We start from the raw sequence: 17,598 nt of genomic DNA, 5'->3' as shown, positions 1-17,598 counted from the left end.
GCCTTTTGCTGGCTAAAGGCAATGCGCTATTTGGGCTAGGTGTCTGCGTTGTCATTAGTAGCCTAACTGTCTATAATCGGCCCCCGACCGCCAGGGGCTTGCAAGCCCGTGTTGCTGGGGTCGTCACTCCCTGGGTGGTGGGTACCTGACCAGTACACTTACCAACAACTTTGCCCTGCTTGCTAGGGGCTCTTCAGTGTGAAAAAAGCCGTGAAAAGCCAACGACCTGTAAACCTAGACCTAAGGACCATCAAACTCCCCATTACCGGCGTTACGTCATTTCTTCACCGTGTTTCCGGCATCATCCTCTTCCTGGGCCTTGGCTTCATGCTTTATGCATTGGGCAAATCCCTGGGTTCGGAGGAAGGTTTCGCCGAGGTGAAGGCATGCTTGACCAGTCCGCTGGCCAAGTTCGTGGCATGGGGCCTCCTGTCCGCCTTGCTGTATCACTTGGTAGCCGGTGTGCGCCACTTGATCATGGACATGGGCATCGGTGAAACGCTGGAAGGCGGCCGACTGGGCTCGAAAATTATCATCGCCGTCTCCGTGGTGGTGATCGTGCTGGCAGGAGTTTGGATATGGTAACCAACGTCACGAACCTCTCGCGTTCGGGCCTCTATGACTGGATGGCGCAGCGCGTTTCTGCGGTCGTTCTCGCGGCTTATTTCATTTTCCTGATCGGATACCTGGTCGCGCACCCGGGCATCGAGTTTGCCCAGTGGCACGCTCTGTTCTCCAACAACGCGATGCGTATCTTCAGTCTGCTGGCCCTTGTAGCCCTGGGCGCTCACGCCTGGGTCGGCATGTGGACCATTGCCACCGACTACCTGACGCCGATGGCGCTGGGCAAGTCGGCGACTGCCGTACGTTTCCTGTTCCAGGCGGTATGTGGTGTCGCGATGTTCGCGTACTTCGTCTGGGGTGTGCAGATTCTCTGGGGTATCTGATTCATGGCTAACATTCCTACGATTTCATTCGACGCCATCATCATTGGTGGTGGTGGTGCCGGCATGCGCGCTGCGCTGCAGCTGGCCCAGGGCGGTCACAAGACTGCCGTGATCACCAAGGTCTTCCCGACCCGTTCGCACACTGTATCGGCCCAGGGTGGTATCACCTGCGCCATCGCTTCGGCCGACCCGAACGATGACTGGCGCTGGCACATGTACGATACCGTCAAGGGTTCCGACTACATCGGTGACCAGGACGCTATCGAATACATGTGTCAGGAAGGTCCTGCTGCCGTTTTCGAACTGGACCACATGGGTCTGCCGTTCTCGCGTACCGAGCAAGGCCGCATCTACCAGCGTCCGTTCGGTGGTCAGTCCAAGGACTTCGGTAAAGGTGGCCAGGCCGCCCGTACCTGCGCCGCTTCCGACCGTACCGGTCACGCGCTGCTGCACACCCTGTACCAGGGTAACCTGAAAGCCGGCACCACCTTCCTCAACGAGTACTACGCCGTAGACCTGGTAAAAAACCAGGAAGGCGCGTTCGTTGGTGTGATCGCCATCTGCATCGAGACCGGCGAAACCCTGTACATCAAAGCCAAGGCCACCGTTCTGGCCACTGGCGGTGCAGGCCGTATCTACTCCTCCACCACCAACGCCCTGATCAATACCGGTGACGGTATCGGCATGGCGCTGCGTGCAGGCGTTCCGGTTCAGGATATCGAGATGTGGCAGTTCCACCCGACCGGCATCGCCGGCGCTGGTGTACTGGTTACTGAAGGTTGCCGTGGTGAAGGCGGTTACCTGATCAACAAGCACGGCGAGCGTTTCATGGAACGCTACGCGCCTAACGCCAAAGACCTTGCTGGTCGTGACGTTGTGGCCCGTTCCATGGTTAAAGAGATCATCGCCGGTAACGGCTGTGGCCCTAACGGCGACCACGTGATGCTCAAGCTCGACCACCTGGGTGAAGAAGTACTGCACAGCCGCCTGCCAGGTATCTGTGAACTGTCCAAGACCTTCGCTCACGTTGACCCAGTGGTTGCGCCGGTTCCTGTTGTTCCAACCTGCCACTACATGATGGGCGGCGTTGCCACCAACATCCATGGTCAGGCCATGACCCAGGACGCCGATGGCGTCGATCACATCATCCCGGGCCTGTTCGCGGTCGGTGAAGTGGCGTGCGTATCGGTTCACGGTGCCAACCGCCTGGGTGGCAACTCGCTGCTCGACCTGGTGGTCTTCGGTCGCGCTGCCGGCCTGCACCTGGAAAAAGCGCTGAGCGACGGTATCGAATACCTCGACGCCAGCGACACCGACATCGATGTTGCCCTGAGCCGCCTGAACAAGCTCAACGAGCGCAACACCGGCGAAGACGTGGCTACCCTGCGTCGCGAGCTGCAAAGCTGCATGCAGAACTACTTCGGTGTATTCCGTACTGGCGAATACATGCAGAAGGGGATCGAGCAACTGGCTCAGCTGCGTGAGCGTATCGCCAACGTCAAGATCAACGACAAGTCCCAGGCCTTCAACACCGCGCGTATCGAAGCGCTGGAGCTGCAGAACCTGCTGGAAGTCGCTGAAGCCACTGCCATTGCTGCAGAAGTCCGTAAAGAGTCCCGCGGCGCTCACGCCCGTGAAGACTTCGAAGATCGTGACGACGAAAACTGGCTGTGCCACACCCTGTACTTCCCGGGTGAGAAGCGCGTCGCCAAGCGCGCCGTCAACTTCGCGCCGAAAACCGTTCCGGCGTTCGAGCCTAAAGTCCGGACTTACTAAGGGTGGCCACAATGTTGCAAGTCGAAGTTTATCGTTACAACCCCGATACCGACTCGGCACCCAAGATGCAGGTGTTCCAGGTCGATACCGGCGGCAAGGACCTGATGGTTCTCGATGTCTTGGCACTGATCAAAGAGCAGGACGAAGGTTTCTCGTATCGTCGCTCCTGCCGTGAAGGTGTTTGCGGTTCCGATGGCATGAACATCAACGGCAAGAACGGCCTGGCCTGCATCACGCCGCTGTCGGCAGTGGTCAAGCGCAACAAGCTGGTTGTCCGTCCGTTGCCTGGTCTGCCGGTCATTCGTGACCTGGTCGTCGATATGAGCATCTTCTACAAGCAGTACGAGAAGGTGAAGCCATTCCTGCAGAACGACACGCCGGCTCCGGCCATCGAGCGTCTGCAGTCGCCGGAAGAGCGCGAGAAGCTGGACGGTCTGTACGAGTGCATCCTGTGCGCTTGCTGCTCGACTTCCTGCCCGTCGTTCTGGTGGAACCCGGACAAGTTCCTCGGTCCAGCTGCACTGCTGCAGGCCTATCGTTTCCTGGCCGACAGCCGTGACACCAAGACCCAGGAGCGTCTGGCTTCGCTGGATGACCCGTTCAGCGTGTTTCGTTGCCGCGGCATCATGAACTGCGTAAACGTTTGCCCTAAAGGTCTGAATCCGACCAAGGCCATCGGTCACGTACGTAACATGCTGCTGCAAAGCGGTACCTGATTTTAAAAGTGTTGTACCCGTAGTACGCCAAGGTGCGGGCCCTTGCCCGCACCAAGGTGAAACCCGAGCTAGGGCCCACAAAGCCCCAGCTTTTACCTATGAAGATATGAGACCAGCAGGGGCTTCCGGGCTGGTACCCGGAAAATCTGTAGGATCCTTGGTGGCTTGGTTGGGTCGCTGCATTAGGACTTTTCCAGGCGCGCTGTGGCTCTTGCCGATCCGTCCCCTAACCGAGGGTGACCAAGCATGCAAGAAAGCGTGATGCAGCGCATGTGGGATAGCGCCCACCTTTCAGGTGGTAACGCTGCATATGTGGAAGAGCTCTACGAGCTTTACCTGCACGACCCTAACGCTGTGCCAGAAGAGTGGCGCACTTACTTCCAGAAGTTGCCCGCCGAAGGCAGCACCGCTACCGATGTATCGCACTCTACAATCCGCGACCATTTCGTACTGCTGGCAAAGAACCAGCGCCGCGCCCAACCGGTTTCCGCCGGGAGCGTGAGCAGTGAACACGAGAAGAAGCAGGTTGAAGTTCTGCGACTGATCCAGGCCTACCGTATGCGCGGCCACCAAGCCGCGAAGCTCGACCCCCTGGGGTTGTGGCAGCGCCCTGCGCCAGTAGACCTGTCGATCAATCATTACGGCTTGACCAATGCCGATCTTGATACGACCTTCCGTGCCGGCGACCTGTTCATCGGCAAAGAGGAAGCGAGCCTACGCGAAATCTTCGACGCTTTGCAGCAGACATATTGCCGCACCATTGGCGCCGAATTCACCCACATCGTCGACTCCGAGCAGCGCAGCTGGTTCCAGCAGCGTCTGGAGAGCGTGCGTGGGCGTCCAGTCTTCTCCGCGGATATTCAGAGCCACCTGCTCGAGCGCGTCACCGCCGCTGAGGGTCTGGAAAAGTACCTGGGTACCAAATACCCGGGCACCAAGCGTTTCGGCCTGGAAGGCGGCGAGAGCCTGATTCCGATGCTGGACGAGCTGATCCAACGCTCCGGTTCCTACGGTACCAAGGAAGTTGTCATCGGCATGGCCCACCGTGGCCGTCTGAACGTACTGGTCAACACCTTCGGCAAGAACCCGCGCGACCTGTTCGACGAGTTCGAAGGCAAGAAGAAGGTCGAGCTGGGCTCCGGTGACGTGAAATACCACCAGGGCTTCTCGTCCAACGTGATGACTGCCGGTGGTGAAGTTCACCTGGCCATGGCGTTCAACCCTTCGCACCTGGAAATCGTCTCGCCAGTGGTTGAAGGTTCGGTACGTGCCCGTCAGGACCGTCGCAACGACAGCGTTGGCGACAAGGTACTGCCGATTTCCATCCACGGTGATGCGGCATTCGCCGGTCAGGGCGTGGTCATGGAAACCTTCCAGATGTCGCAGACCCGCGGTTTCAAGACCGGCGGTACCGTGCACATCGTGATCAACAACCAGGTTGGTTTCACCATCAGCAACCCGCTGGACTCGCGTTCCACCGAGTACGCCACCGACGTTGCCAAGATGATTCAGGCTCCGATCCTGCACGTCAACGGTGATGATCCGGAAGCAGTGCTGTTCGTGACCCAGCTGGCCGTCGATTACCGCATGCAGTTCAAGCGTGACGTGGTCATCGACCTGGTCTGCTACCGTCGTCGCGGCCATAACGAGGCCGACGAGCCGAACGGCACCCAGCCGCTGATGTACCAGCAGATCGCCAAGCAGCGCACCACCCGCGAGCTGTACGCCGAAGTCCTGACCCAGGCGGGTCGCCTTGACGCCGAACGCGTCCAGGCCAAGGTCGACGAGTACCGCAACGCGCTGGACAACGGCCTGCATGTTGTAAAAAGCCTGGTAAAAGAGCCGAACAAAGAGCTGTTCGTCGACTGGCGTCCGTACCTGGGTCACGCCTGGACTGCGCGCCACGACACCCGCTTCGATCTGAAGACCCTGCAGGAACTGTCGGCCAAACTGCTGGAGCTGCCGGAAGGCTTCGTGGTTCAGCGTCAGGTTTCGAAGATCTACGAAGATCGCCAGAAGATGCAGGCCGGTGGCTTGCCGATCAACTGGGGCTACGCCGAAACCATGGCTTACGCCACCCTGGCGTTCGAAGGTCACCCGATTCGCATGACGGGTCAGGATATCGGTCGCGGCACCTTCTCTCACCGCCATGCGGTGTTGCACAACCAGAAGGACGCCAGCACCTACATCCCGTTGCAGAACCTCTTTGAAGGCCAGCCACGTTTCGACCTGTACGATTCGTTCCTGTCCGAAGAAGCGGTCCTGGCATTCGAATACGGTTACTCGACCACCCAGCCTAACGCGCTGGTGATCTGGGAAGCCCAGTTCGGCGACTTCGCCAACGGTGCCCAGGTGGTTGTCGACCAGTTCATCACCAGCGGCGAGCACAAGTGGGGCCGTCTGTGCGGTCTGACCATGCTGTTGCCACACGGTTATGAAGGGCAGGGGCCTGAGCACTCCTCGGCACGTCTGGAGCGTTACCTGCAGCTGTGCGCCGAGCACAACGTCCAGGTTTGCGTACCGACCACGCCGGCTCAGATCTACCACCTGCTGCGTCGTCAGGTCATCCGTCCGCTGCGCAAGCCGCTGATCGTGCTGACGCCAAAGTCGCTGCTGCGCCACAAGCTGGCCATCTCGACCCTGGAAGAACTGGCCGAAGGCTCGTTCCAGACCGTGATCCCGGAAATCGATACCCTCGATCCGAAGAACGTCACTCGTCTGGTCCTGTGCAGCGGCAAGGTCTACTACGATCTGCTGGAAAAACGCCGTGCCGAAGGCCGCGAAGATATCGCCATCGTGCGTATCGAGCAGCTGTATCCGTTCCCTGAAGACGACCTGGTCGAAATCCTCGCGCCGTACACCAATCTGAAAGATGTGGTGTGGTGCCAGGAAGAGCCAATGAACCAGGGCGCCTGGTACAGCAGCCAACACCACATGCGTCGTATCCTGACCCGCCACAACAAGGACCTGGTCCTTGAGTACGCCGGTCGTGATGCTTCGGCAGCACCCGCTTGTGGTTACGCTTCGATGCACGCCGAGCAGCAGGAAAAACTGCTGCAAGATGCCTTCACCGTTTAATGCCATCGCGCACCAGAAACCGAATTTAAGGAACCACTGATAATGGCTATCGAGATCAAAGCCCCTACTTTCCCGGAATCGGTTGCCGATGGCACCGTTGCCACCTGGCACAAGCAGCCGGGCGAAGCCGTCAAGCGTGACGAGCTGATCGTCGACATCGAAACCGACAAGGTTGTCCTGGAAGTACTGGCTACCGCTGACGGCGTACTGGGTGCAATCGTCAAGGGCGAGGGCGAGACCGTCCTGTCCGACGAAGTCCTGGGTTCGATCGAAGCCGGTGGCGTTGCTGCCGCTGCTCCTGCCGCTGCTGCCGCGCCTGCCGCTGCTGCACCTGCTGGCGCTGCTGCTGGCGACGAAGACGCCATCGGCGCTCCGGCTGCACGCAAGCTGGCCGAGGAAAACGGCATCGCCCTGAACAGCATCAAGGGCACCGGCAAAGACGGTCGCATCACCAAGGAAGACGTGGTTGCTGCCATCGAAGCGAAGAAATCCGCTCCGGCTGCCGCACCTGCCGCCAAGCCAGCCGCCGCCGCTGCCCCGGTAGTCGCCACTGGCGATCGTACCGAGAAGCGCGTGCCGATGACCCGCGTGCGCGCTACCGTGGCCAAGCGCCTGGTAGAAGCACAGTCGAACATGGCCATGCTGACCACCTTCAACGAAGTCGACATGACCGAAGTCATGGCCCTGCGTTCGAAGTACAAGGACCTGTTCGAGAAGACCCACAACGGCGTACGCCTGGGCTTCATGTCGTTCTTCGTCAAGGCGGCCACCGAAGCGCTGAAACGCTTCCCGGCCGTCAACGCCTCGATCGACGGTTCCGACATCGTCTACCACGGTTATGCGGACATCGGCGTTGCCGTTTCCAGCGACCGCGGCCTGGTGGTACCGGTACTGCGCAACGCCGAGCAGATGAGCCTGGCTGAAATCGAGAACGGCATCGCCACCTTCGGCAAGAAAGCCCGTGACGGCAAACTGTCGATCGACGAAATGACCGGCGGTACCTTCACCATCACCAACGGTGGTACCTTTGGTTCGATGATGTCGACCCCGATCGTCAACCCGCCGCAGGCTGCGATTCTGGGCATGCACAACATCATCCAGCGTCCTATGGCCGTCAATGGTCAGGTCGTGATCCGTCCGATGATGTACCTGGCACTGTCCTACGACCACCGTCTGATCGACGGTAAAGAAGCCGTGACCTTCCTGGTGACCATCAAGAACCTGCTGGAAGACCCGGCTCGTCTGCTGCTGGATATCTGATTGAGCAGCTGCAAGCTGCAAGCTGCAAGCGGCAAGCCTGAACGGTTTGCGCTTGAGCTTGTGGCTTGCAGCTTATCGCTTGCAGCTTTAAAGAGGATTTTCTGAATGTCGCAAAAATTTGATGTGGTAGTGATTGGCGCAGGTCCTGGCGGCTACGTAGCTGCCATCAAGGCCGCGCAACTCGGTCTGAGCACTGCCTGTATCGAGAAGTACACTGACGGCGAAGGCAAACTGGCCCTCGGCGGTACCTGCCTGAACGTGGGTTGCATTCCTTCCAAGGCCCTGCTGGACAGCTCCTGGAAGTACAAGGAAGCCAAAGAGAGCTTCAACGTTCACGGTATCTCCACTGGTGAAGTGAAGATGGACGTTGCCGCGATGGTTGGCCGCAAGGCTGGCATCGTCAAGAACCTGACCGGCGGTGTTGCCACCCTGTTCAAGGCCAACGGCGTAACCTCGATCCAGGGCCACGGCAAACTGCTGGCTGGCAAGAAGGTCGAAGTCACCAAGGCTGACGGCACCACCGAAATCATCGAAGCCGAGAACGTGATCCTGGCTTCCGGTTCGCGTCCGATCGACATTCCACCGGCTCCGGTCGACCAGAATGTCATCGTCGATTCCACCGGCGCCCTGGAATTCCAAACCGTACCTAAGCGCCTGGGCGTGATCGGTGCTGGCGTGATCGGTCTGGAACTGGGTTCGGTCTGGGCTCGCCTGGGCGCAGAAGTCACCGTCCTGGAAGCCCTGGACACCTTCCTGATGGCCGCTGACGCCGCTGTCTCCAAGGAAGCGCTGAAAACCCTGACCAAACAAGGTCTGGACATCAAGCTGGGCGCTCGCGTCACCGGCTCCAAGGTCAACGGCGCTGAAGTCGAAGTGACCTACACCGACGCCAATGGCGAGCAGAAGATCACCTTCGACAAGCTGATCGTTGCGGTCGGCCGTCGTCCAGTGACCACCGATCTGCTGGCTGCCGACAGCGGCGTGACCATCGACGAGCGTGGTTTCATCTTCGTCGACGATCACTGCGCGACCAGCGTACCGGGCGTCTACGCCATCGGTGACGTGGTTCGTGGCATGATGCTGGCGCACAAGGCCTCGGAAGAGGGCATCATGGTCGTCGAGCGCATCAAGGGCCACAAAGCCCAGATGAACTACGACCTGATTCCATCGGTTATCTACACCCACCCGGAAATCGCATGGGTCGGTAAAACCGAACAGACCTTGAAGGCCGAAGGCGTTGAGGTTAACGTGGGCACCTTCCCGTTCGCGGCTAGCGGCCGTGCGATGGCTGCCAACGATACCGGTGGTTTCGTCAAGGTCATCGCCGATGCCAAGACCGACCGCGTCCTGGGTGTACACGTGATTGGCCCATCGGCTGCCGAATTGGTGCAGCAGGGTGCAATCGCAATGGAATTCGGCACCAGCGCCGAAGACCTGGGCATGATGGTTTTCTCCCATCCGACCCTGTCCGAAGCGCTGCATGAAGCCGCGCTGGCTGTGAATGGCGGTGCCATTCACGTTGCCAACCGTAAGAAGCGTTAAACAATAAGAAACCACGGCGGGTGGCCCGTCGTGAGTCTTGCGTGCATGACTCACCGCGGAAAGTCCGCCGGACTCGAACTCCCGGAGCATACCGGGGGCAAGTGGTCACAGGTGGCGCGGCACTCCCCAGGAGCGCAGCGCCGAAGCGCAGTACCTAACGAAGACGGTAAAAAGCATGAATCTTCACGAGTATCAGGGTAAGCAGCTGTTCGCTGAATACGGCCTGCCAGTTTCCAAGGGTTTCGCAGTCGACACCCCTGAAGCTGCCGCAGAAGCCTGCGACAAGATCGGTGGCACCGAGTGGGTTGTCAAAGCCCAGGTCCACGCCGGTGGTCGCGGTAAAGCGGGCGGCGTCAAGCTGGTTCGCAGCAAGGAAGACGCCAAGGCGTTCGCTGCGCAATGGTTGGGCAAGCGTCTGGTAACCTACCAGACCGACGCCAACGGTCAGCCAGTGACCAAGATCCTGGTCGAATCCTGCACTGACATCGCCAAAGAGCTGTACCTGGGCGCTGTAGTCGACCGTTCGAGCCGTCGTATCGTGTTCATGGCTTCCACCGAAGGTGGCGTGGACATCGAGAAAGTTGCTCACGAGACTCCTGAGAAGATCATCAAGGCTACTATCGATCCACTGGTTGGCGCTCAGCCATTCCAGGGTCGTGAACTGGCGTTCCAGCTGGGTCTGGAAGGCAAGCAAGTTGCTCAGTTCGCCAAGATTTTCGTAGGCCTGGCCAAGCTGTTCAAAGAACACGACCTGGCCCTGCTGGAAGTAAACCCGCTGGTCATCAAGGCCGACGGCGACCTGCACTGCCTCGATGCCAAGATCAACATCGACGCTAACGCCATGTACCGTCAGCCTAAGCTGAAAACCTTCCACGACCCGTCGCAAGACGATCCTCGTGAAGCCCACGCTGCCAGCTTCGAGCTGAACTACGTGGCCCTGGAAGGCAACATCGGCTGCATGGTCAACGGTGCCGGCCTGGCCATGGGTACCATGGACATCGTCAACCTGCACGGCGGCAAGCCAGCCAACTTCCTCGACGTAGGTGGTGGTGCTACCAAAGAGCGCGTTACCGAAGCCTTCAAGATCATTCTGTCCGACAGCAATGTCGCGGCCGTTCTGGTCAACATCTTCGGCGGCATCGTTCGCTGCGACATGATTGCCGAAGGCATCATTGGCGCTGTGAAAGAAGTCGGCGTCAAGGTACCGGTTGTTGTTCGCCTGGAAGGTAACAACGCTGAACTGGGTGCTAAAGTACTGGCAGAAAGCGGTTTGAACATCATTGCTGCAACCAGCCTGACCGACGCTGCTCAACAAGTTGTCAAAGCTGCGGAGGGCAAGTAATGAGCGTCCTGATCAATAAAGACACCAAAGTCATCTGCCAGGGCTTCACCGGCTCGCAAGGTACTTTCCACTCCGAACAGGCCATCGCCTACGGCACCAAGATGGTCGGCGGCGTAACCCCAGGCAAGGGTGGCACCACCCACCTGGGCCTGCCAGTGTTCAACACTGTCAAAGAAGCTGTAGAAGCTACCGGCGCTGACGCGTCGGTCATCTACGTTCCGGCTCCTTTCTGCAAAGACTCGATCCTGGAAGCTGCTTTCGGCGGCATCAAGCTGATCGTCTGCATCACCGAAGGCATTCCTACCCTGGACATGCTCGATGCCAAGGTCAAGTGCGACGAGCTGGGTGTTACCCTGATCGGCCCTAACTGCCCAGGCGTCATCACTCCGGGCGAGTGCAAGATCGGCATCATGCCAGGTCACATCCACTTGCCAGGCAAGGTCGGTATCGTTTCGCGTTCCGGCACCCTGACTTACGAAGCGGTCAAGCAGACCACTGACGCCGGTTTCGGTCAGTCCACCTGCGTCGGTATCGGTGGCGACCCGATCCCGGGCTCCAACTTCATCGACATCCTGAAGCTGTTCCAGGAAGACCCGAAGACCGAAGCGATCGTCATGATCGGCGAGATCGGCGGTTCGGCTGAAGAAGAAGCTGCTGCCTACATCAAGGCCAACGTCACCAAGCCTGTCGTTTCCTACATCGCTGGTGTTACCGCTCCTGCGGGCAAGCGTATGGGCCACGCTGGCGCCATCATCTCCGGCGGCAAAGGCACTGCAGACGAGAAATTCGCTGCGCTGCAGGACGCTGGTGTGAAAACCGTGCGTTCGCTGGCAGACATCGGCAAGGCCCTGGCCGAGCTGACTGGCTGGGAAGTGAAGAAGTAATCACTGCCCGCTGACAAAGAGGCCACCTTCGGGTGGCCTTTTTGTTTTCTGCTAATGCCATCGCGGGGCAAGCCCGCTCCTACATGATCTGTAGGAGCGGGCTTGCCCCGCGATGCTTTCTGGCAAAAAAGCGGTCAACCAGACGACATGTACATTCGCACATCGGACAAGCAGCCCTGCAGCAGTGCGTTTCTGTGACAAATTCGTTAACCTATGCACTCATTTTGTGCCCGCTCCCCAAAAGGGAACGACACGCTAAACGGGTCTGGCTCATCCAGCCAGGCAGCATTTCCCTCACCCAAGGGGAAATCCCTCTCTAAATCCCGATTTCAGCAGTGTGGTATTTCCTTAATGAAAGTTTTAAAAGGCCAGGACATTCTGGCACTTGGTTTTATGACGTTCGCTTTGTTCGTCGGCGCGGGCAATATCATTTTCCCACCTATCGTCGGTCTGCAATCCGGTCCACACGTGTGGATGGCGGCGCTAGGTTTCCTGATCACTGCTGTGGGCCTGCCGGTCATCACCGTTATCGCCCTGGCCAAGGTCGGCGGCGGCATGGATGCCCTGAGCAGCCCGATCGGCAAGGTCGCCGGCGGCCTGCTGGCCGCAGTGTGCTACCTCTCGGTAGGCCCGTTGTTCGCCACCCCGCGTACCGCCACTGTATCCTTCGAGGTGGGTGTTGCGCCGCTGACCGGTGAAAGCCCGCTGGCCCTGTTCATCTACAGCCTGGTGTACTTCCTGGTGGTACTGGCGGTGTCCATGTACCCGGGCAAGTTGCTCGACACCGTCGGCCGCTTCCTCGCGCCTCTGAAGATCATCGCCCTGGCCGCGCTGGGCATCGCCGCGTTCATGCTGCCAGCCGGTGGTATCGGCGAAGCACAGCCTGCCTACGTCGCCGCACCGTTCTCCCAGGGTTTCATCAATGGTTACCTGACCATGGATACCCTTGGCGCGCTGGTGTTCGGTATCGTCATCGTCAACGCCATCCGTTCGCGTGGCGTCGAATCGCCACGGTTGATCACCCGCTACGCGATCATCGCTGGCCTGATCGCCGGTGTCGGCCTGGCCCTGGTGTATATCAGCCTGTTCCGCCTGGGCGCCGGCGCCCATGAAATCGCTGCCGGTGCCAGCAACGGCGCAGCGGTACTGCATGCCTATGTACAGCACACCTTCGGCTCGCTGGGCAGCGGCTTCCTGGCCGTGCTGATCGCCCTGGCTTGCCTGGTGACCGCGGTGGGCCTGACCTGCGCCTGTGCCGAGTACTTCAGCCAGGTACTGCCACTGTCGTACCGCACCCTGGTGGTGATCCTCGCCGGCTTCTCGCTGCTGATCTCCAACCTCGGCCTGACCAAGCTGATCATGTTCTCGATCCCGGTGCTGACCGCAATCTACCCACCGTGCATCGTGGTCGTGGGCCTGAGCTTCTGCAAAGAGCTGTGGAACTCCGAGGTGCGCATTCTGGCGCCGGTGATGCTGGTGTCGCTGCTGTTCGGCATGATCGATGCCATCAAGGGCACCGCCCTGGCCAATGAGCTGCCAGAAATCCTGGCCCACCTGCCGCTGAGCGAGCAGGGCCTGGCCTGGCTGGTGCCTTCGGTGGTTACCCTGGGCGTTGCGGTGCTGTGTGACCGCATGCTGGGCAAGCCACGCGAAGTGCTGGCCTGAGAATTGGCCAGGTGACGGACGCCGGCCACAAGCCAACAGGGTGACCGTCACGGCAGATTCCGAGCCCCGTGTCCGAAAGGATGCGGGGCTTTTTCGTTTCTTAAGGGCAGACGTGTCTTTTTCTGCGGTAAAGCGTCGAAAGCCGGTCAATGGGCTTTATTGTGCTCGAAACTTCTATCAGGACCTTGCATGAGCTTCATTCAAAGCAATCTGATCCACCTGCTGGCCGCCTGCTGGTTTGTCGTCTGCTGGGGCGGTTATACCCGTTACGCCACCTGGAAGGGCCGCGATACCGCGTGCCTGGCCAGCGTGATGCACCTGTACCGCGAAGACTGGATGCGCCGCATGCTGCTGCGCGACAACCGCATCGCCGATGCCAGCGTGATCGGCAACCTGGAGCGCAACGCCTCGTTCTTTGCCTCCAGCACCCTGATCATCCTTGCCGGCATTCTCACCGTGCTCGGCGCTTCGGACCGTGCGGTGTCGTTGCTGGCGGACCTGCCGTTGGTGCAGCAGGCATCCCAGGGCATGTCGGAAATCAAGTTGCTGTGCCTGGCGATGGTGTTTGTGTATGCCTTCTTCACCTTCAGCTGGTGCATGCGTCAATACAACTTCGCGGCGGTGTTGGTGGGCTCGGCGCCGATGATCGGCGAGCGCCACGTCAGTGAACTTGAGCGCAAGGCATTTGCCCATAGAGCGGCCAAGGTTATTTCCCTGGCGGCCAACCAGTTCAACTTTGGCCTGCGTTCCTATTACTTTGGCATGGCCATGCTCTGCTGGTTTATCAGCCCCTGGTTGTTCATGTTGATGAGTACCGGGGTAGTGTTGGTGCTTTATCGCCGGGAATTCCACTCCGATGTGCTCGATGTGATGGTCTATACCCCGACCGAAGCGCCAGCGTCGGAGCCGGCCAAAGAGAACCTCGCCTGACGGTCATGGACTGAATCGTTTAATCCGATTCCACAGGCATAAAAAAACCCGACAGCGTCGGGTTTTTTTTATTCCAGCGGGCGTGCTTACTTGGCAGGCTCGGCAGGAGCAGCTGGTGCAGCTGGAGCGGCTTCTTTCGCAGCTTCTTCAGCGGCTTTTTGTTGCGCTTCGGCCTGATCTTTGGCGGCTTCGGCGTTTTCTTTCGCTGCCTCGTTCACTTTATCCTGAGCTTCACCCATCTTCTCTTGGGCTTGCTCGGCGTGTTGTTGAGCATCTTGGGCTTTGTTTTCGCTGGCTTTATCGCAAGCGGCCAGGCCCAGAGCAGCGGCGAGCATAACGGCAAAAGCAAAAGGTTTACGCATGGGGTGTTTCTCCTTGTGGAATAAGTTACTTGTTCCTTTGAGCTCAAGTAACCGGTAGAAGTTCCGCGCACAATACAGATATATAACAAATGGATCTATATGGACATTTGCCAGACTGTGTGCATGTTCTCAATGGCCTGAGAGTTTTTTCTAATGAACGACACTTCTTTGCTGGCAATGGCCGAGCGTTTTCTTTCGGCATTGCGCCATTGCCAGGTACTGCAGATGCGCGTGCATCATGCCGATGCCGAGGGCATGACCCTGATACTGCCTTACTCCACCAGGATTGTCGGCAATCCGCAAACCGGCGCCGTGCACGGCGGGGCGGTGACCACCTTGATGGATACCACCTGCGGCATGGCCACCCTCTGCGCGCTGCCTGAGTTCGAGGTCTGCCCGACCCTGGACCTGCGCATTGACTACATGCACCCGGCCGAAGCTGGCAAGGATATCTTCGGCCATGCCTATTGTTATCGCGTTTCCCGCGATGTGATTTTTACCCGTGGCGTGGCCTATCAGGACGATCCCGAGCAGCCGATTGCCCAGGTGGTGGGCACCTTCATGCGCCTGGGCAAGGGCATCAAGGGCGGCCTCAATTTTGCCGACAAGCTCAAGGGGAGTGGCCAATGATCCCGCCAGAAGTGCACCTGCAACTGCGCCAGGCCCATGCCCAAGGCAATTATGAGCCGCTGCTGCAGTTGATCCCTTATGCCGGATTGATTGGTATCCAGTGCAGCCGCCAGGGTGACGACCTGCTGTTTTGCCTGCCGGCCAGCCAGGACAACATAGGCAATCCTTTGCTGCCGGCGATTCATGGCGGGGTGATCGCAGGCTTCATGGAGCTGTCGGCGGCGCTGTACCTGCTGATTTTCAGCGAAAGCGCGGCGATTCCGAAGATCATCGACTTTTCCATCGACTACCTGCGCGCTGGCCACTACCGCGACACCTACGCCCGCTGTCAGCTGTGGCGCCAGGGTCGGCGGGTGACCAATGTGGCGATCACCGCCTGGCAGGGTGACCCGGATGAGCCAATTGCCACGGCACGGGCGCATTTCAAGATCGAAGAAATGACCTCGCCCTTGAAATAGCCCAAGCCACCCCCATCTGTTGTGCATCCCGCCGTGAAAGCAGGCCGCCGGCCTGCCCAACGACAACTGTCATCAGATCGGAGTGTTGAAGACCATGAGTGTGGAAACTCAAAAAGAAACCCTGGGCTTCCAGACCGAGGTGAAGCAACTGCTGCACCTCATGATCCATTCCCTGTATTCGAACAAGGAAATCTTCCTTCGCGAACTGATTTCCAACGCCTCCGACGCCGTCGATAAACTGCGCTTCGAAGCCCTGGCCAAGCCAGAGCTGCTCGAAGGCGGCGCCGAGCTGAAAATCCGCCTGAGCTTCGACAAGGACGCCAACACCGTCACCCTCGAAGACAACGGCATCGGCATGAGCCGCGAGGACGTGATCGCGCACCTGGGCACCATCGCCAAGTCCGGCACCGCCGACTTCATGAAAAACCTCACGGGCGACCAGAAAAAGGACTCGCACCTGATCGGTCAGTTCGGCGTGGGCTTCTATTCGGCCTTCATCGTCGCCGACAAGGTCGACGTGTTCAGCCGCCGTGCCGGCCTGCCCGCCGCCGAAGGCGTGCACTGGTCGTCCAAGGGCGAGGGCGACTTCGAAGTCGCCACTATCGACAAGGCCGAACGCGGTACCCGTATCGTCTTGCACCTGAAAAAAGGTGAAGAAGAGTTCGCCGATGGCTGGCGCCTGCGCAACATCGTCAAGAAGTACTCCGATCACATCGCCTTGCCGATCGAGCTGCCAAAACAGGTCGAAGCTGGCGAAGGCGAAGAAAAGCCGGCCGAAGAATGGGAAACCGTCAACCGCGCCAGCGCCCTGTGGACCCGTCCGCGTACCGAGATCAAGGACGAGGAATACCAGGAGTTCTACAAGCACATCGGTCACGATTTCGAGAACCCGCTGGCCTGGAGCCACAACAAGGTCGAAGGCAAGCTTGAGTACAACTCGCTGCTCTACGTACCGGCCCGTGCCCCGTTCGATCTGTACCAGCGTGAAGCACCGCGTGGCCTGAAGCTGTACGTGCAGCGCGTGTTCATCATGGACCAGGCCGAATCCTTCCTGCCGCTGTACCTGCGCTTCATCAAGGGTGTGGTCGACTCCAACGACCTGTCGCTGAACGTTTCGCGCGAGATCCTGCAGAAAGACCCGATCATCGATTCGATGAAATCGGCACTGACCAAGCGCGTGCTGGACATGCTCGAGAAGCTGGCCAAGAACGAGCCTGAGCAGTACAAGGGCTTCTGGAAGAACTTCGGCCAGGTGATGAAAGAAGGCCCGGCTGAAGACTTCGCCAACAAGGAAAAGATCGCCGGTCTGCTGCGCTTCGCTTCCACTCATGATGAGAGCGGCGAGCAGAGCGTTGCCCTGGCCGACTACCTGGCCCGCGCCAAGGAAGGTCAGGACAAGATCTACTTCCTCACCGGCGAGTCCTACGCGCAGGTCAAGAACAGCCCGCACCTGGAAGTCTTCCGCAAGAAAGGTATCGAAGTGCTGCTGCTGACCGACCGCATCGACGAGTGGCTGATGAGCTACCTGAGCGAATTCGACGGCAAGAGTTTCGTCGACGTCGCCCGCGGTGACCTGGACCTGGGCAAGCTGGACTCTGAAGAGGACAAGAAAGCCCAGGAAGAAGTCGCCAAGGACAAAGAAGGCCTGGTCGAGCGCCTCAAGGCTGCACTGGGCGAAAGCGTCAGCGAAGTGCGCGTGTCGCACCGCCTGACCGATTCGCCGGCGATCCTGGCTATCGGTGAGCAGGACCTGGGCCTGCAGATGCGCCAGATCCTCGAAGCCAGCGGGCAGAAGGTACCGGACTCCAAGCCGATCTTCGAATTCAACCCGGGCCACCCGCTGATCGAGAAACTGGACAACGAGCAGAGCGAAGACCGTTTCGCCGACTTCTCGCACATCCTCTTCGATCAGGCCGCGCTGGCGGCGGGCGATAGCCTCAAGGACCCGGCGGCGTACGTTCGTCGCCTGAACAAGCTGCTGGTCGAATTGTCGGCTTAAGTAGTTGCA

Annotated in this window: 15 protein-coding genes; 14 read left to right on the top strand and 1 reads right to left on the bottom strand. The window is 59.3% G+C overall.

The features are described from left to right. The first annotated feature begins 198 nt into the window (after positions 1–198). The 11 genes from sdhC (at position 199) to F8N82_RS16155 (ending at position 14,140) form a co-directional block, all read left to right on the top strand. Entirely contained in the window at positions 199–585 is a 387-nt protein-coding gene (gene sdhC, locus F8N82_RS16205) for a succinate dehydrogenase, cytochrome b556 subunit (RefSeq protein WP_174242293.1), read from the top strand. Next, a complete protein-coding gene (sdhD, locus tag F8N82_RS16200; protein WP_028945358.1) occupies positions 579–947 on the top strand; it encodes a succinate dehydrogenase, hydrophobic membrane anchor protein in 369 nt (122 codons plus the stop codon). The genes sdhC and sdhD overlap by 7 nt, the downstream gene beginning before the upstream one ends. A 3-nt stretch (positions 948–950) precedes the next feature. Then, positions 951–2,723 carry a succinate dehydrogenase flavoprotein subunit gene (gene sdhA / locus F8N82_RS16195; protein ID WP_038996219.1) on the top strand — a complete coding sequence of 591 codons (1,773 nt, stop codon included), beginning with the start codon at positions 951–953 and terminating at the stop codon, positions 2,721–2,723. 11 nt (positions 2,724–2,734) lie between these two features. Further along, positions 2,735–3,439, top strand: a complete 705-nt coding sequence (locus tag F8N82_RS16190) for a succinate dehydrogenase iron-sulfur subunit (protein WP_038996218.1) — start codon at positions 2,735–2,737, stop codon at positions 3,437–3,439. A 246-nt stretch (positions 3,440–3,685) separates the two neighbouring features. Further along, positions 3,686–6,517, top strand: coding sequence for a 2-oxoglutarate dehydrogenase E1 component (locus F8N82_RS16185; RefSeq protein ID WP_038996217.1), 2,832 nt, complete (start codon positions 3,686–3,688; stop codon positions 6,515–6,517). Between the two features lie 42 nt (positions 6,518–6,559). Then, entirely contained in the window at positions 6,560–7,777 is a 1,218-nt protein-coding gene (gene odhB / locus F8N82_RS16180) for a 2-oxoglutarate dehydrogenase complex dihydrolipoyllysine-residue succinyltransferase (RefSeq protein ID WP_038996216.1), read from the top strand. 105 nt (positions 7,778–7,882) lie between these two features. Next, the gene (lpdA, locus tag F8N82_RS16175) at positions 7,883–9,319 is read left to right on the top strand and encodes a dihydrolipoyl dehydrogenase (protein ID WP_038996215.1); all 1,437 of its coding nucleotides are present in this window, start codon (positions 7,883–7,885) and stop codon (positions 9,317–9,319) included. A 175-nt stretch (positions 9,320–9,494) separates the two neighbouring features. Continuing rightward, positions 9,495–10,661, top strand: a complete 1,167-nt coding sequence (sucC, locus tag F8N82_RS16170) for an ADP-forming succinate--CoA ligase subunit beta (RefSeq protein ID WP_010224674.1) — start codon at positions 9,495–9,497, stop codon at positions 10,659–10,661. Next, positions 10,661–11,545 carry a succinate--CoA ligase subunit alpha gene (gene sucD, locus F8N82_RS16165; protein WP_004376004.1) on the top strand — a complete coding sequence of 295 codons (885 nt, stop codon included), beginning with the start codon at positions 10,661–10,663 and terminating at the stop codon, positions 11,543–11,545. Before sucC ends, sucD begins: the two co-directional genes overlap by 1 nt. A gap of 351 nt (positions 11,546–11,896) precedes the next feature. Continuing rightward, on the top strand, positions 11,897–13,210 hold the full coding sequence (gene brnQ, locus F8N82_RS16160) for a branched-chain amino acid transport system II carrier protein (RefSeq protein WP_038996213.1): 1,314 nt from the start codon (positions 11,897–11,899) through the stop codon (positions 13,208–13,210). A gap of 189 nt (positions 13,211–13,399) precedes the next feature. Then, complete coding sequence (locus F8N82_RS16155; RefSeq protein ID WP_038996211.1) at positions 13,400–14,140, top strand: DUF599 domain-containing protein; 741 nt, start codon at positions 13,400–13,402, stop codon at positions 14,138–14,140. A gap of 86 nt (positions 14,141–14,226) precedes the next feature. Here the strand turns inward: F8N82_RS16155 and F8N82_RS16150 are convergent, their stop codons facing one another. Next, entirely contained in the window at positions 14,227–14,502 is a 276-nt protein-coding gene (locus tag F8N82_RS16150) for a hypothetical protein (RefSeq protein ID WP_038996210.1), read from the bottom strand. Positions 14,503–14,655: 153 nt separating this feature from the next. On the opposite strand from F8N82_RS16150, the gene F8N82_RS16145 reads away from it, so the two are divergent. From F8N82_RS16145 to htpG, 3 genes are all read left to right on the top strand, one after another. Then, positions 14,656–15,132, top strand: coding sequence for a PaaI family thioesterase (locus F8N82_RS16145; protein ID WP_038996208.1), 477 nt, complete (start codon positions 14,656–14,658; stop codon positions 15,130–15,132). Continuing rightward, positions 15,129–15,590: a PaaI family thioesterase gene (locus tag F8N82_RS16140; protein ID WP_038996206.1), complete on the top strand. Its 462-nt coding sequence runs from the start codon at positions 15,129–15,131 to the stop codon at positions 15,588–15,590. Before F8N82_RS16145 ends, F8N82_RS16140 begins: the two co-directional genes overlap by 4 nt. 94 nt (positions 15,591–15,684) lie before the next feature. Continuing rightward, positions 15,685–17,589, top strand: a complete 1,905-nt coding sequence (htpG, locus tag F8N82_RS16135) for a molecular chaperone HtpG (protein WP_038996205.1) — start codon at positions 15,685–15,687, stop codon at positions 17,587–17,589. Positions 17,590–17,598 lie beyond the last annotated feature (9 nt).

It is taken from the genome of Pseudomonas fluorescens (assembly GCF_902497775.2).
Taxonomy (GTDB): domain Bacteria; phylum Pseudomonadota; class Gammaproteobacteria; order Pseudomonadales; family Pseudomonadaceae; genus Aquipseudomonas; species Aquipseudomonas putida_F.
This window is presented reverse-complemented; position numbering and strand designations above follow the sequence as displayed.